The 16,324-nt window shown below is 69.7% G+C and carries 10 protein-coding genes; 7 read left to right on the top strand and 3 right to left on the bottom strand.

The features are described from left to right. Positions 1-302 (bottom strand): hypothetical protein (locus U1T56_RS23120; protein ID WP_418161876.1); only part of this gene is annotated, 302 nt, incomplete at its 3' end. Positions 303-504: 202 nt separating this feature from the next. On the opposite strand from U1T56_RS23120, the gene U1T56_RS23115 reads away from it, so the two are divergent. The 7 genes from U1T56_RS23115 to U1T56_RS23085 all read left to right on the top strand — a co-directional run bounded on the left by U1T56_RS23115 (position 505) and on the right by U1T56_RS23085 (position 9,496). Then, positions 505-2,169: an aromatic/alkene/methane monooxygenase hydroxylase/oxygenase subunit alpha gene (locus U1T56_RS23115; RefSeq protein ID WP_418161875.1), complete on the top strand. Its 1,665-nt coding sequence runs from the start codon at positions 505-507 to the stop codon at positions 2,167-2,169. Positions 2,170-2,264: 95 nt separating this feature from the next. Then, a complete protein-coding gene (locus U1T56_RS23110) occupies positions 2,265-3,320 on the top strand; it encodes an NADH:ubiquinone reductase (Na(+)-transporting) subunit F (protein WP_418161874.1) in 1,056 nt (351 codons plus the stop codon). Positions 3,321-3,348: 28 nt separating this feature from the next. Next, positions 3,349-4,443, top strand: coding sequence for a ferritin family protein (locus U1T56_RS23105; protein WP_418161873.1), 1,095 nt, complete (start codon positions 3,349-3,351; stop codon positions 4,441-4,443). A gap of 34 nt (positions 4,444-4,477) precedes the next feature. Further along, a complete protein-coding gene (locus U1T56_RS23100; RefSeq protein WP_418161872.1) occupies positions 4,478-4,834 on the top strand; it encodes an MmoB/DmpM family protein in 357 nt (118 codons plus the stop codon). A 139-nt stretch (positions 4,835-4,973) separates the two neighbouring features. After that, positions 4,974-6,611: a molecular chaperone GroEL gene (gene groEL / locus U1T56_RS23095; RefSeq protein WP_418161871.1), complete on the top strand. Its 1,638-nt coding sequence runs from the start codon at positions 4,974-4,976 to the stop codon at positions 6,609-6,611. A 155-nt stretch (positions 6,612-6,766) separates the two neighbouring features. Next, a complete protein-coding gene (locus U1T56_RS23090) occupies positions 6,767-8,782 on the top strand; it encodes a sigma-54-dependent Fis family transcriptional regulator (protein WP_418161870.1) in 2,016 nt (671 codons plus the stop codon). Positions 8,783-9,193: 411 nt separating this feature from the next. Then, positions 9,194-9,496, top strand: coding sequence for a hypothetical protein (locus tag U1T56_RS23085; RefSeq protein ID WP_418161869.1), 303 nt, complete (start codon positions 9,194-9,196; stop codon positions 9,494-9,496). A gap of 153 nt (positions 9,497-9,649) precedes the next feature. On the opposite strand, the gene U1T56_RS23080 is transcribed toward U1T56_RS23085, so the two are convergent. Both U1T56_RS23080 and U1T56_RS23075 read right to left on the bottom strand, forming a co-directional pair. Continuing rightward, entirely contained in the window at positions 9,650-11,398 is a 1,749-nt protein-coding gene (locus U1T56_RS23080) for an adenylate/guanylate cyclase domain-containing protein (RefSeq protein WP_418161868.1), read from the bottom strand. A 27-nt stretch (positions 11,399-11,425) separates the two neighbouring features. After that, positions 11,426-16,312 (bottom strand): PKD domain-containing protein, encoded by a 4,887-nt coding sequence (locus U1T56_RS23075; RefSeq protein WP_418161867.1) that lies wholly within the window; start codon positions 16,310-16,312, stop codon positions 11,426-11,428. Positions 16,313-16,324: the final 12 nt, after the last annotated feature.

The raw sequence follows: 16,324 nt of genomic DNA, 5'->3' as shown, positions 1-16,324 counted from the left end.
ACCCTGACCATCGTGGCGCTCGCCATCCGCCAGGCCGAATACATCGCCGACCAGATGGGCAAGAACGAGATCTGAGGTTTTCTGCCTCGCGGCACTCTTCCTCCCTGCGTCGACTCGCGGCTGCCGGCTTTGTGTCGGCAGCCGTTTTCTTCGGTGGTATTGCAGGTGTAGAAAATATCCGGATTTTTTCTATCGGCGGGTGCTGTCGTAAAGTGGGACACTTGATACAGACCTGTTCCAACTCGGAACATCTCTTCGGCATCATTGCCTCTATTGTCGAACCGATCGACTTGGCACGGCACTTGCTTTTGATCTCCCTGCCGGCGCTCCTCGAGCGCATCGGCCGGAAGGCAGGCTCGACCAGGGTCGGACGCGGCGGACGACCCACCTCGCCGAGGGTGTTTCATGAGCCCGCGAGGCGAATCAGCCGGTCTCCCGACGAGAACAGAACGGCCGACGTCCGGCCAGCGCTCGTCCTGCGGACGAGCTTCAGGGAGATAGCGAATGCAAGCTGGTTTGACCCTCAACAGGATCACCGCCCAGAAAGGGATCAGCATCGGCGAGGCCGCCCGCCGCGTCGCCGACCTCGGCTGGACGCCGTCCTACGTCCGGGAGGCGATGACCTTCCCGACCGACTACAAGATCACCAAGGTGCCGCGGGACCCGATGAAGCAGGTCCTGCGCTCCTACTTTCCGATGCAGGAGGAGAAAGACAACCGGGTCTACGGCGCCCTCGATGCGGCCCTGCGCGGCGACATGTTCAGGAACGTCGAGCAGCGCTGGGTCGAGTGGATGAAGCTCTTCCTCGCGATCATCCCCTTCCCGGAGATCTCGGCCGCGCGCTCGATGGCGATGCTGGGCCAGCTCGCCCCCGGCGACGAGCTGCGCACCGGCTTCACGATGCAGATGATCGACGAGTTCCGGCACTCGACGATCCAGATGAACCTCAAGAAATGGTACATGGAGAACTATATCGACCCGGCCGGGTTCGACATCACCGAGAAGGCGTTCGGCAAGTGCTACGCCACCACCATCGGCCGGCAGTTCGGTGAAGCCTTCATCACCGGCGACGCGATCACCGCCGCCAACATCTATCTCCAGGTGGTGGCCGAGACCGCGTTCACGAACACGCTGTTCGTGGCCATGCCATCCGAGGCCGCGCGCAACGGCGACTACGCGCTGCCGACCGTGTTCCTCTCGGTCCAGTCCGACGAGAGCCGGCACATCGGCAACGGCCACTCGATGCTGATGTCGATCCTGAAAGAGCCGGACAACCACCTCCTGCTCGAGCGCGACATCCGCTACGCCTTCTGGCAGAACCACATGATCGTCGATGCCGCGATCGGCACGATCATCGAGTACGGCACGACCAACCGCGACAAGAACAAGGAGTCTTACGCCGAGCTCTGGCACCGCTGGATCTACGAGGACTATTACCGTACTTACATGCTGCCGCTCGAGAAGTACGGCATCAAGATCCACCACGACGACGTCCAGGAAGCGTTCGATGCGATCGTGAAGAAGGGCTACGTCCACAAGGTGGCGCAGTTCTTCTCGGCCGGCTGGTGGGCCAACTTCTGGCGCATCGATCCTTTGAACGAGCGCGACTTCGAGTGGTTCGAGCGCAAGTACCCCGGCTGGTACAACGAGTACGGCGCCTGGTGGGAGAACTACCGCAAGCTCGGCAAGCCCGGCAACCCGCCGATCACCTTCGCCGACACGGGCTACGTCTACCCGCACCGCTGCTGGTCTTGCCTCGTTCCCTGCGTGATCCGTGAGGACTTCCAGGTCGACGAGGTCGACGGGCAGATTTACACCTACGCCTCCGAGATCGACCGCTGGACGCACAAGGAGGCGTTCGCCGCCGAGTACCAGGGCCGCCCGACCCCGGCCATGGGCCGCTTCAGCGGCCGGCGGCAGTGGGAGGAGGTCTACCACGGCTGGGATCTCGCCGACGCGATTCAGGACATGGGCTTCGTCCGTCCCGACGGGAAGACGCTGATCGCCCAGCCCCACCTCTCGCTCGACGAGAAGGACCTTTGGACGCTCGATCACGTGCGTGGCTACACGATCGAAAGCCCGCTCGTGAAGCTGCGCGAGATGACGCCCGAGCAGCGCGAGCAGCACATCGCCGAGTACCGCAAGGGCTACACCATCCGGCCCGTCTGACCGCCGCGAGGGCAGGGGTGTCCGCACCTCTGCCTTCCCCCCGAGGCCATTCGGCCCCGCCGCGTTCGCGCGGCGGGGTGCTGGAAAGCCATGCCATGAGCGCCAATCCGTTAGCGAAACCCGCGGTCCATCGGGTCCGCTTCGAGCCGGTCGGCATCGAGATGGAGGTCGAGGAAGGCGAGACCGTCCTCGATGCCGCCTTCCGCCAGGGCATCTCGCTGATGCACGGCTGCAAGGAAGGCCAGTGCTCGGCCTGCAAGTGCGTTCTGCTCGAAGGCGACGTCGAGCTCCTGAAATACTCGACCTTCGCCCTCTCGGACCCCGAACGCGAGAGCAATCACGTCCTGTTGTGCCGGACCCTGGCCTACAGCGACATCGAGGTCGAGCTGCTCAATTACGACGAGGACCTGCTGTCGCGCTCGATCCCGGTCAAGGACTACCCGGCCCGGCTTGCGGCCATTCACCCGCTCACCCACGACATCCGCCTCGTCGAGCTCGCGATCGAGCAGCCCTTGAAGTTCTGGGCCGGGCAGTATGTCGACATCTCGCTGCCCGGGAAGAACATCACCCGCTCCTTCTCGATGGCCAACCCGCCGGCCGAGCCGCACCGGCTGCGCTTCATCATCAAGAAGTACCCCGAGGGTGCTTTCTCCTCGCAGCTCGACGGCGGGCTCGCGGTCGGCGACCGGCTCTCGCTTCGCGGGCCTTACGGGACCTGCTTTCGCCGCGAGGGGCGGCAGGGCCCGATGCTCCTGATCGGCGGCGGCTCCGGCATGTCGCCGCTCCTGTCGATCCTGCTGGATCAGCGTGCCAGCGGCGAGACCAGGCCGGTGCGCTTCTTCTACGGCGCCCGCACGCGCAAAGATCTGTTCCACCTCGATCTCTTCGCCGAGCTCGCACGGGAGATGCCGGACTTCGCCTTCATCCCCGCCCTCTCGCACGCCGAGCCCGGCGACGACTGGTCGGGCGAGACCGGCTTCGTCCACGAGGTCTTGCGGCGCCATCTGGGCGAGATGGAAGGGATCGATGAGGCCGACGCCTACACGTGCGGCCCGCCGCCGATGATCGATGCCGTCCTGCCCGTCCTGCAGATGGGCGGCGTCGAATCGGACCGCATCTACTTCGACAAGTTCACTCCGGCCACGCGTTGAGATGGCCCGGAACCCAAGGGAGGTTCGAATGGCGATTCACGAGACGAAGTCGGCTGCCGCCGGTGCGAAGCAGTTCCCGGGCTGGGACAGCCGCCGGTACAACTATTTCGAGCCCAAGGGCCGGAAGGCGACCCACTACGAGGACGTGACCGTCGACGTCCAGCCCGATCCCGAGCGCTATCTCCTGCAGGGCTGGATCATCTCCTTCGCCGACGGCACGCCGGGCTATTCCAAGGACTGGACCCGCCTCGAGAGCTCGGACTGGCACAAGTTCCGCTCGGTCGACCAGGAATGGGAGCGAACCCACTACCAGCGCCAGTCGGCGATCGTCGAGACGATCAAGAACGTGGTCGAGAACGCGCGACGCGCGGGAGCACCCGCCCGGTTCGACAAGATGTGGGTCAAGATCCTGCAGGATCATCTGGGTGCCTGGAAGCACGCCGAATACGGCCTCGGCAAGGCCACCATGCGCGCGCAGCGCATGGGCTACACCCAGATGATCAACAACGCGATCCTGACCAACGCCTCCTACAAGCTGCGCTTCGCCCAGGATCTGACCCTCTACCTGAGCGAGATCGGCCAGGACATGCCGGGCTTCGATGCCGATGCCGGCAAGCGGCACTGGCTCGAAGACCCGATCTGGCAGGAGACCCGCAAGGCGGTCGAGGCGATCGGCGGGGCGAGCGACTATCTCGAACAGTACTTCGCCGTGAACGTCGTCTTCGAGCCCTTGGTGGGCGAGCTCTTCCGCAGCGGCTTCGTCATGCAGGCGGCGGCCGCGCAGAACGACTTCGCCACCCCGGCGGTGGTCTCGGCCGCCGAGGCCGATTTCGAGCGCAACCTCGCCAACACGGTGGAGCTGTTCCAGCTCCTCGCGGCCGATCCGGCATACGGCGAGCACAATCGCGGCGTGCTCGAGGGATGGCTCGAGCGGCATGGTGCTTTGGCGCTGGCGGCGGCGCGCCAGCTCCAGCCGATCTTCTCGCAGCCCAGGGTGAAGGTCGCGGCGTTCACCGACGCGGTGGCGCAGGCGACGAACCGGCTCGAGGCGATCGCGAGCGCCATCGGCATCCGCCTCGCCCTCGGGGACGAGCCGGCAGCCGAGCCGGTCGCCGCCGAGTGAGCCCGCTGCCCGCAACCGTAACAGGAAACGAGCCATGAGCGTCACGACGAGCGAGCAGCTTTTCAAGCCGCTCGATGCCATCACCTTCGAGAACACGATCTCGCACCAGTGCGGGGTGACCATGAACGACAGCGTCGAGGCGCGCTGCATCGCCGAGGTGATGGAGAAGAAGCCCGGCATTCGGGTGACCTATCTTCCGGCCATGATCCGTATCGACGGCGAGGGCCGGATCGAGTTCAAGATGGACGAGATCAGCGAGGCCCTGGGCCGCGAGATGACCCCGCATCTGTTCGAGATCTCGACCTCGACCCACTACGGCCGGATGGTGATGGTCGACGACAACACGGTCGTCCTGTTCGGCAACATGGACGACGCGCTCGCCTACGAATGAGTGACGCGGCCGCCGGGTCCGGGCCACCGCGCCCGGCGGCCGCTCCTTCCCCACTGCCTGCAACCGACGGCAACGTTCGAACCCTGCCCGTGGCGGGCGCTGGCGGCGGCGCGCCCGGGCCACCGAGGAGATGACAGGGATGGCCAAGATCATGCTGCATCACGGCGAGGCGCGCGCGGCACTCGCGCGCGGGGTCGCGAAGCTGACCCTGGCCGTGCAGGGTACCATGGGGCCCAAAGGTACCAATGCCATCATCGATCGGCCGATCGGCACGCCCCTGATCTCGCGCGACGGCGTCAGCATCGCCGCCGAGATCGAGCTCGAGGACCGGTTCGAGAACATGGGCGCTCAGGTCGTGCGCGAGGTCTCGAAGCAGACCAACGACGTCGCGGGCGACGGGACCACGACCGCCACGGTGCTCGCCAACGCGCTGATCCAGGGCGGGGTGAAGGTGTTGGACCAGGGTCAGAGCGCGGTCGATCTCGTGGCCGGGATCGAGCTCGCCTGCGCGCACGTGATCGAGGCGCTGCGGCGGCAGGCGCGGCCGCTCCCGGACGATCGGGCGCTCGAGCAGGTCGCCGTGGTCGCCGCGACCGAGCCTGCGCTCGGGCGGCTCGTGGCGGAGGCGGTCCGGCGCGTGGGACCCGATGGCATCATCGAGGTCGAGCACGGCGTTCCGGGCGAGCCGACACGGCTCGACGTGCTGGAGGGCATGTCGTTCGACCGCGGCTATCTCTCGCACCACATGGCGACCGACCCGGAGACCATGGAGGCGGTGCTGGAACAGCCTCTCATCCTGATCACCGACAACAGGATCCCGCACGCGGCAGCGCTCGATGCCGTGCTGGCGGAGGTGGCACGGCAGCGCCGGCCGCTCCTCGTGATCGCCGAGGAGATCGCCCCCGATGCCGTGGCCCGGCTGATCGCGGCCCGGCGCCAGGGCTGTATCGCGGTCGCGGTCAACCCGCCGGATTATGGTCACTGGCGCAAGGCGATGCTCGAGGATCTGGCGATCCTCACCGGCGGCCGCGTGCTGGCGCGCGAGCTCGGCGGGCGGGTCGAGGCGGCGACGGCCCAGGATCTCGGGCAGGCGGAGCGGATCCGGGTGATGCTGGACCGGACCGCGATCGTGGGCGGCGGCGGTGCCCCGGAGGCGATCCGCGCCCGCCGCGCCCAGATCGAGCGCCAGCTCGAGGCCGCACCCCAGAATGTCGAGCGCGACAAGCTGGCCGAGCGTCTCGCCAGGCTCACCGGCGGCACGGCGATCCTGGTCGCGGGCGGCGCCACCCCGGTCGAGCAGAAGCGGGCGGCGCAGCTCCTCGAGGATGCGCTGAACGCGGCCAGGGGAGCGCGTATGGAGGGCGTCGTTCCCGGTGGCGGGACGGCGCTGGCGCAGATGGCGCCCGAACTCGATGCACTCCTGGCCGGCCAGGACCCGAGCATCGGCGAGGGTATTCGCCTCGTGCAGCGGGCACTCGAGGCGCCGCTGGCCTGCATCGCCGAGAATGCCGGCTTCTCCGGCCGCGAGATCGCGGCACAGGTGGTTTCGGGCCCGGCGGGTGTGGGCTTCGACGCCGCCACCGGGCAGTTCGTCGATCTCGTGGCAGCCGGGATCATGGACCCGGTCAAGGTGATCCGTACCAGCGTCGCCAATGCCGCTTCGGTCGCGAAGCTCATCCTGACCACCCATACCCTGATCGCCGACCGGCCCGAGCACCAGGACCCGACCGCGGGCCCCGCGCTCGGGGCCGGTGCGGAGCGGCTCGGCCGGCCGTAGCCCCCGCCGCGGCTCGCCGGCCAAGGCGAGGCGTGCAGGGGTGCGGGCCCCTGCACGCCCGTGCCGCACGACCGGATCGGGAAAACGTTTTTGTCAGGACCACGACCATCGTGATGCTAAGGAGTGTGCTGGAGGCAAACGGCAGGGGAACCGGGATGGCAGGACCCGGAAACAACGAGACGGCCCGTCTGGGCCAGGAGCAGGCGATCGGCGGCTATCACGGCAGCGAAAGGGCGATCATCGAGGCGTGGGAGCGCTTCGTCGCCATGGATGCCTGCGCCTTGCCGAGCGTGCGCGCGCTGGTCGCCGAGTCCTGGGTGCGCTGCCGCGACAACGGTGTGGACGTGCGGGCAGATGCAGCGCCCCGCCTCAGCCGGGATGCCACCGAGCAGATACGCGAGCAGAACCGGGACCTGCTGACGGCAGCGGTCGAGACGCTGACCGAATCCATCGACCTCCTCGCCGGCACGGGTGCCATGATGCTGGTCACCGACGGCCGCGGGGTGATCCTGGAGGCCGTCGGCGACGTGTGCACGATCGAGGCCGGCCGTGCGATTCACCTCGAGCGCGGCGGCCGCTGGGGCGAGGAGCTCGCCGGCACCAACGGCATCGGCACCGCTCTTTCAACCAGCCGGCCGGTACTGGTCTACGGCGCCGAGCACTTCTGCGCCGGCATTCAGGGCTGGAGCTGCGCCGGGGCGCCGATCCGCGATACGGTTGACGACAGCATCGCCGGGCTCGTCGACATCTCCTGCCCGAAGGAGAGCTTCCATCCGCAGATGCTGGCGCTGGCCACCCTGGCGGCGCGGCGGATCGAGCGGACGCTGGCCGAACGGATCGAGGCCGAGCATCTGCGCCTCCTCGATCTCTGCCTCGAGCAGCTCCCGCGCCACGGCGATGCCGGAATCATCCTGCTCGACCGCAAGGGGCGCATCCTCCACGTCTCGCGCAACGCCGCTCGGATCCTCCGGAGCCAGTGGGGGCTCGCGGCGCCCGGCCTCAAGCGCGGGATGCGGATCGCCCATATCGATACCGAACCGCCGGTGGGTGCCGCTGCCGGCCCCTTGGCAGGCCGCCTGCCGGTGGACTGGATGAAGCCGCTCGTGAGCGAGGGCGAGACCATCGGCACGCTGCTGGTACTGCCCGGCGGCCGCGCGCGAGGCAGCGCGCCGGTAGCGCGCCGCCACCCGGTCCCGGACGAGAGCGATCCGGCCCGTGCCAGCTTCGCCTGCATCGTCGGCGACAGTCCGGCCATGCGTAGCGTGGTCGAGCAGGGCCGGCGGCTGGCACCCCTGTCCGTGCCGGTGCTGATCCACGGCGAGACCGGGGTCGGCAAGGAGCTGTTCGCTCGTGCGATCCACGGCACGAGCCACGTGGCGGACGGGCCGTTCGTTCCGTTCAACTGCGGCGCCGTCGCCGGGGAGATGCTGGCGAGCGAGCTGTTCGGCTATGTCCGTGGTGCTTTCACCGGTGCCAGCAGCGAAGGCAGGGTCGGCCGCTTCGAGCTGGCCGACGGCGGCACCTTGTGCCTCGACGAGGTGGGCGAGCTGCCGCTCGAGCTCCAGCCCTATCTCCTGCGCGTGCTCGAGGAGGGGGTGGTCTATCGGGTGGGCGACAACCTGCCCCGGCGGGTCTCGGTGCGGCTCCTCGCCATGACCAACCGCGACCTCAGGGCCGAGGTCGAGGCCGGGCGCTTCCGGCGCGACCTCTATTACCGGCTCAACGTCATGAGCCTCGAGATCCCGCCCTTGCGCAACCGCGACGGCGACGTCGAGCGGCTCCTCGAGCACTTCAACCATCTGCTCGCGGCACGGCACGGTCTGGCACCCTTGACCTTCGCATCCGAGGCCGTGGAGCACCTGCGACGATATCCCTGGCCGGGCAACGTGCGCGAGCTGCGTAACACCGTGGAGCGCCTGCATCTCCTCTCGGATCAGCGCCTGGTGACGGCGGATCGGCTGCCCGGCGAGATCGTCGACCACGCGCCGCCCGAACGTGATTTCGTGTGCGCGGCGGCACCGATATGCAGCCGACTCGAGGATCTCGAGCGGCAGGCGATCCAGGCGGCGCTCGCCGCCAGTGGCGGCAGCATGACCGCCGCCGCGGCCCGACTCGGGATCTCACGCAGCACGCTCTACCGCAAGATCAGCAGCTACGACATCAAGCCATGATACCGGCGGCCCTGGTTTCCGACCGGAGCAGTTTCTGCGGCGTTCCCACCGCCGCGTGGCGATGGCCGGCGGCCGTTTTTCGGGTCGAGGAGAAGCCGATAGCGGTGGTGCTGACGCATTCGGAGCCGAGCGCGGACGATCGGCGGCTGGCGACGCAGCGCTAGCGCGATGCCGAGGCTCGGTCGGCAAGGTCCTGCGCCGGCTCGGCTTCGCCCGCCTGTCGGTGCGCCCGAGCGTGCTGCTGCTCTCGGTCATGGCGGCGCTCCTGAGAGCGGGGCGTGACGATGTCGGACACCGCCAACCTGCCAGGACCGTCCCGCCTCGGGCCAACTTGCGGAACCTCCCGCAAACGGCCCCGGAACCTGACGTGCGCCGGATGTCTTGTTCCGGGGTGATTCAGGAGGTGAAGTCATGGCCGAGATCACGACCGACCACGACGCGATCAGGAAGTGGGCCGAGAGCAAGGGCGGCAGGCCGGCTGCCGTGGCGCGCACCCACCAGGGCGGCGACGTCGGCATCATCCGGATCATGTTTCCCGACGCCCCGAACTCCGAGCACGACGCCTTGACCGAGATCACCTGGGACGAGTTCTTCGAGGAGTTCGAGGAGCGCGAGCTGGCGCTGCTCTACGAACCGGACGGCAGGTTCTCGAAGCTCGTCGGCCGCGACACGGTCGAGAAGCGGGAGCACGGCGAGCACAAGGCGGCGCGCTGACATGCCCATTCCAGGATAGGACCGGTTGCCGAGCGAAGCGAAGAGGCCGAAGACCCGATCATCAAGGCGATGGCGACCTCGCCCTTCGCGTACCGACCGGCAAGGGGACGACCGCCACCTCGCTCCGCAGCACGTCGCCGCCGAGCGGCGCCGTCACGCCTCGTGAGGTCCGGGCGCGACCTCGGGCCGGGCGCGGACCTGGTAGACCGGAACCGGCTCCTGCTTCCCTTTCAGGCGCACCGGGGCAAGGGGCTCGACGACGAGGTCGGGAGAGGAGGCGATCTCGGCACGAACCGTCTGGCTCACCAGGATCTGGCCGCGTCCAGCCTGCCCGCACAGGCGCGCCGCCAGGTTCACGGCGTCGCCCAGCACCGTGTAGTCCATCCGATCGGCGCTGCCCATGGCACCCATGACGACCTCGCCCGCGTTCACGCCGACGCCGATGGCGAGGTTCCAGCTCGGGCGGTCGGCGCCGAGCCCGGCCATCGCTGCCTGCATCGCGAGCGCGCAGCGCACGGCGCGGCGCTCGGCCGCCTCGCCGGTGAACACCGCCAGGATCTGGTCACCCGCGAACTTGTCGATGTCGCCCCGATGCGTCTGCACCAGCCGTGCCAGGTGCTGGAAGTAGAAGTTGAGTACCTCGACCACCACGGCCGGCTCGTGCCGCTCGGCGAACGCGGTGTAGCCGCGGATGTCGCAGAACAGCATGGTGGCGCGGCGGCGCGTGCCGCCGAGCGGAACGACGCCTTGCCTCGAGCGCCGGATCGCCGCCATGGTGCCGCCGGAGACGAACTTCTCGAGCTGCAGGCGCTCCCCGAGGCCCACTACCATCTCGTTCATCCGGCGCGCGAGGTCGCCGATCTCGTCCTTCGCACGGATCCCGCGCACGACGCGCACCGCGAAGTTGCCCCGGCCGACCTCCGCCGCCACGCGGTCGATCTCGAGGATCGGCCGGCTGATCGCGAAGGCGAGGGCGACCGCGCCCAGGATCGCCACGCCGAGGCCCGCCGCACCCCAGAGGAGAAGGCTTTGCGTCATCTTCTGGACCGCGGCATAGGCGTCGGCCTGCGGGCGCATCGCCAGGACCACCCAGCGGAACGGGCGGGGAAAGGCATAGGCGCCCAGCACGACCTCGCCGTCGGCGCGGACGTAAGGAGCCACGCCCAGCGAGCGCGAGGTCGAGGCGAGCTGACCCAGCGCCTCGGCGACGATGGCCTCGCCGCGGCGGTCGCGACGCTCGGGCGTGAACACCTCCTGCCCGTCCCGGTCGACCACCATGAGCGAGCCCGTCCTGGTGAACGGGTTGCCGGCGATGAGCTGCCGCAGCCGGTTCAGGTCGATCCGGGCCGAGAGGACGGCGCCGGCGCCGGCGAAGGTCGAGCGGAGCGGCAGCACCACCGTCGCGAGCCAGTCGTCCGTGTCCGGGACGTAGGCCAGGTCGCCGTCGTAGGCGTCGCCGGACCGGCGCAGCGCCCATATCTTCACGGGCGGGACCCGCAGCGTCGTCAAAGGATCGAGCCCGACCCCGCGCAGGCGCTGGCTGAACTCGTCCTGGGTCACGATCAGCGGCAGGTCCGCTCCTTCCAGCGTGATCTGCAGGGCCACGATGTCGGCGATGTCGGCGATGCCGAGCGTGAGCAGGGCGATCTTCTCCTGCACGCCCAGGCGCTCGTCGTCGAGCGCGTTGCGGATCAGGACCAGCGGCCCGAGCCAACTGCGCTCGAACACGTCGTTGATCTCGCGCGTGACCTCACCGGCGACGGCCAGGAGCTGGTCGTTGGCCGTGCTCTTGAGCTCGTCCTCGCCGATCCGGATCATGGTCCGCGCCGCGACCAGGATCGGCAGCACGGCGATGGCGGCGGCGAACAGCAGAAGCTTCCAGCGCAGCGTGAGCCTCGGCATCGCGTCCATCCCGCCTGCCGCCGCCGCTCAGGGGCGTGGCCGCACGGTCACCTCGACCGTGTCGGAGGTCTGTCCGCAGGTGAGACCGGAGCCGTCACTCACCGTGAGCCGGACCGGGTAGAGGCCGGGCTTGGCGAAGGCGTGCCGGACCTTGTCGCCGGCGAGCACGATGCCGTCGCCGAGATCCCAGGTGAAGCTCAAGGGATGGCCGTCGGCATCCTCCGATGCCGAGGCGTCGAACGAGAGCTGGTCGTGCGCACCTCCGGCAAAGCCCTCCCGGTCGCCGCCGAGCCTGGCGACCGGCGGGGCGTTGACGGTCACGCGCGCGGCATCGACCACGACGGCGCAGCTCGAGCCGGAGCGGTCGGTCACCGAGAGCCGGACGTCGTAGAGGCCGGGTCCGCGGAAGGCGTGCGCGACCCGCGCTCCTTCGGCGGTGACGCCATCGCCGAAATCCCAGCGATAGCTCGCGATTCCGTCTTCCCAGTCGACTGATGCACTGCCGTCGAAGGTCACCTCCTGGCCCGGGCAGACCCGGCGGTCGGGGCCGGCTTCGGGATGCGGCGGGCGGTTGACGTGGAGGCGCCGCACGCTCTGCCCGCGGCCGTTGCCCAACCCCGTGCCGTCGTCCGCGGTCAAGGTCAGGCTGTAGAGGCCCGGCGCCCGGTAGGCGTGCGTGACGTCCGAACCCTGCGCCGTCTCTCCGTCGCCGAAGCTCCAGGCGAAGGCGAGCTTCTGCCCATCGGCGTCGTGCGAACTGCCGGCGCCGAACGATCCCGGCTCGCCGGGGCACAGGACGTCCGGGGCGGCGATGACGGGCTCGGGCATCGCGTTCACCACCACGAGCGCCGTGTCGCTGGCCCGGCTGTTGGGCAGGTCGGCATCGTCCTGGACGGTCAGCGTGACCTCGTAACGCCCGCTCCTCGGGTAGCGGTGACGCGCGTCGACGCCCGACGCCGTGGCACCGTCGCCGAAGTCCCAGAGATAGGCGACGATGCCGCCGTCCGGGTCGTGCGAGCGGGCGCCGTCGAACAGGACCTCGTCGTCCACGCCGACGAGGCGATCGATTCCGGCGTCCGCCACCGGCGGCGCGTTGACGATGACGGCATGCCGGGCGGTGACGGCGCTGCAGGACTCCACCCCGCCCTCGGTGCGCAGGGTAAGGGTGACGACCTGCCGGCCCGCCTGCGTGAAGGCGTGCTGCACGGTGGCGCCTTCGGCCGTGCCACCATCGCCGAAGTCCCAGTGCCAGCCGGTGATCCGGCCGGCCGCGGTCGAGGAGGCGGAGGCGTCGAAGGTGGCGATGTCGCCCAGCGCCACGGCAGCCGGTGCCCGGATGCGCGCCGCCGGCGCCTCGACTACCTTCACCATGGTGGTCGCCGTGTTCGTGCTGGGGCACTGGCCGATCTGGTCGCCCTCGATGCTCAGCGAGACGCGGTAATCGCCGGGTTTCCCGTAGACATGGACCGGCCGGTCGCCGCCGCCGGTCGCCCCGTCGCCGAAGTCCCAGGTGAAGCGGTTGACCACGCCATCGGCGTCGCGCGAGCCGGAGCCGTCGAAGCGGACCTCGCTGCCGGCGCAGGCGACCTGGGCGGCCCCGGCATCGGCGATCGGCGATTCGGCGACGCGGACCAGGATGCGGTCGGTGCTGCGGTTGCCCGGGAAGCCCGAATCGTCCTCGACGGTGAGCGTCACCGGGTACTCGGCGCCGCGCCGGTAGACCTTGGTCGGGTTGACGATGTCGGCCCCGTCGCCATCGCCGAAGTCCCAATGGTAGCGCAGCGGGCCGCCTTCCGGGTCGTGCGAGCGGCTGCCGTCGAGCACGACCACGTCGCCGGCGCACACGGCGCGATTGCCGCCGGCATCGGCCACCGGCGGCCGGTCGATGACCACGGTGAGCGCGGCCGAAGCCTTGGCGTTGCGCAGGCCGGTGCCGTCGTCAACGGTGAGCACGACCGGGTAAGTGCCGCCGTCGGCGTAAGTGTGGGTCACCCGCACGCCGCTGGCCGGCGGCGAGCCGTCGCCGAAGTCCCAGCTATGGACGAGCGGATCGCCGTCGGCATCGGTGGAGGTGCTGCCGTCGAAGGCGATCGTGCTGCCGGCGGCCAGCACGTCCTCGCCGGCCTGGGCGACGGGCGTATGGTTGATGCGGATGGCGACCTCGTCCTGCGCGACGCCGTTGCTGGCGCCGCTGTCGTCGGTCACGGTGAGCCTGGCGCCGTAGACGCCCGGGGCCTGGTAGGTTCGCTTCACCGTGCGGCCCGCGGCGGGCTCGGGAAGATCGCTGAAGTCCCATCGATGGCTGGCGATACGGCCGTCGGGGTCGAACGAGTTGCCGGCATCCAGCGTGACCTCGTCGCCGGGTGCCGCCAGGAGGTCCGGCCCGGCCTTCGCGACCGGAGGCGCGTTGATCGTCACTTGCGCCTCGTCGAAGGCGATGGCGTCGCTCTGCCCGGTATTGTCCTGGACGGTGAGCCGGACCTGGTAGACGCCCGGCAGCGCGAAGCGGTGGGCGACCCGCTCGCCGCGCGCGGTCGTGCCGTCCTTGAAGTCCCAGGCATAATCGGCGATGTCGCCGTCGGGGTCGAGCGAACCCTCGCCCGAGAAGGTGAGCTCCTGCCCGGGTGCGCCGATCTGGTCGGGGCCGGCATCGGCGATCGGCGCCTGGTTGACGACCACGCGCAAGGCATCGCTGGCGCTGCTGCGCGACGTTCCGGAATCGTCCGCCACGGTGAGCCGGACACGGTAGGCGCCGGGTTGCCGGTAGACGTGGACCGGCCTGGCACCCCCGCCGCCGGTGCCGTCGCCGAAGTCCCAGTCGTAGCGCACGATCGTACCATCGGGGTCCTCCGAGGCGGAGCCGTCGAAGCCGACTTCGCTCGCGGTCACGATCTGGTCCGGGCCGGCCCGGGCGATGGGCGGCGCGTTGACGCGGACGGTGGCGCTCGCCGTGGCTGTGCTGGTGGCGGTGCCGGAATCGTCGGTAACGGTGAGAGTCGCGACATAGATGCCGGGCCGGCCATAGGCGTAGGCCACCTTCGGGCCGGAGCCCTTCGCACCGTCGCCGAAGTCCCACGCGTAGCGCACGAGCTTGCCATCGGGATCGGAAGATCCGCCGGCGTCGAAGGTCAGGGTCTCGCCGATCGCGGCCTTGCGGTCCGGTCCCGCGACGGCGATCGGGGGGTCGTTGACCACGACCGTGGCACGGCTCGTGGCGACGCTGTTGGGGAGGCCAGCCGCATCCTGGACGGTCAGCATCACCGGGTAGGCTCCGGGCCGGTCGTAGCGGTGGCTCACCACGGGGCCGCTCCCTGTCGTGCCGTCGCCGAGATCCCAGGACCAGTCGGCGATGGTGCCGTCCACGTCGTAGCTGCGCCGGCCGTCGAGCTCGACCGTCTCGCCGGCCGCGATGCGGTAGTCGGGCCCGGCCACGGCGACCGGGGCGGCATTGACGTCGACGGCGACCTGCGCGGTCGAGGAATCGCAGGCTCCCGGCCGGTCGTCCTGCACCCGGAGCGTCACGAGGTAATGGCCCGAGCGCGCGAAGGCGTGAACGGGCGCAGGTCCCGTCGCCCGCGAGCCGTCCTGGAAGTCCCAGAGATAGCCTGCGATCGGCCGGTCGCCTGGCGTCGAGCCGGTGCCGTCGAAGCGCACGGGCTCGCCGGGCGACGCCACGATGGTCGGCCCCGCCTCGGCCCTGGGTGGCCGCTTGACGCTGACGGTGAAGGGCTGCAGCGAGCCATTGCCGACCCGGCCGGAATCGTCGAGCACGCGGAGGACGCCGCTGTAGCTACCCGGCCGGTCGTAGCGATGTACCAAGGCGACGCCTTCGCCGCCGGCACCGTCGCCGAACTCCCACATGTAGCGCAGTCGGTCGCCGTCGGAGTCGCTCGAGCGGCCGGCGTCGAAGGCATAGGCCGAGCAGTCGGCGAGCGGCACGAGGCTCGCGATCGCGTTCGGCCGCGCGTTCGGCATGGCGCTCGTGGGCGGGAGCAGCATCGGCAGGACGCGGCCCTTGTCGTCCGTGACCACGAGCGTGACATCGTTTGGGATCTCCTCGCCACCGGCGAGCAGGATCGCCATCGTCGCTCCCCTCTCGTCGGGCAGAAGGGCCACGCCGCTCTCCTGCCAGGAATCCTGGCCCGATGCGCGCAGCTCGGCCGTGCGCCAGGTGCCGGCGAACGCCACCCGCCCGGAAGCCGCGTCGAAGGTCCTGACCGAGAGCCGCTCGGCGTCGGCCGGCACGGCGAACCGCACCTCGATGACGCGCCGGTCGTCCGGGATGCGGATCGTGGGTGCGCGGTCGAGGATCTCGAGGCCGGCTGGCGCCACGTTGCGCCGGTCGCGCAGGCTCAGGGTCGGCGTGAACAGGTTGGCGTCGTTGCCGGCGATGCCGTCGACCTCGAGTCGGAAGACGTAGGCCCCGCCCACGTGGGCACCCTGCTCGGGCATGACGCTCGCGAGCGTCCGCCAGGCATCGTCGGCCGTCGCATCCTCGCCGACGGTGACGTCGGCCAGGACCTCGCCGCCCGGGCGCGGCGGCTCGGCGACAGCGGTACGCTCGGTACCCTTGCCGCGGCTGCCGCCACTTCTGGCCGGCAGCGGCGGCGCTTCGACCTCGGCGCCGGACCCGCCGAACAGGACGTAGCGCATCGCCGTGTCCCAGGTGCCGTAGAGGAGATCGTGCGCCCCACCGATATCGGGGTCGAAGACGCGCAGATAGAGGCGCTCCCTGGTGTCGTCGGGAATACGGAGGTAGATCACCTCGCGAAAGTCGGGGTCGCCCTCGCCCGTGGCGGCGGCGCGGCCGTAGACGACCGACAGCGGCTCTTCGGCCGCAGCCGCGGTGCCGCCCAGAAGCAAAGGAACGAGCAGAAGCCGACCTGCCGACCTGCACCGCGCGCCGAGACCCATGACCGCTCCCTC

Origin of the sequence: Benzoatithermus flavus, assembly GCF_037908215.1 — a bacterium.
GTDB classification, from domain to species: Bacteria; Pseudomonadota; Alphaproteobacteria; order Geminicoccales; family Geminicoccaceae; genus Benzoatithermus; species Benzoatithermus flavus.
This window is presented reverse-complemented; position numbering and strand designations above follow the sequence as displayed.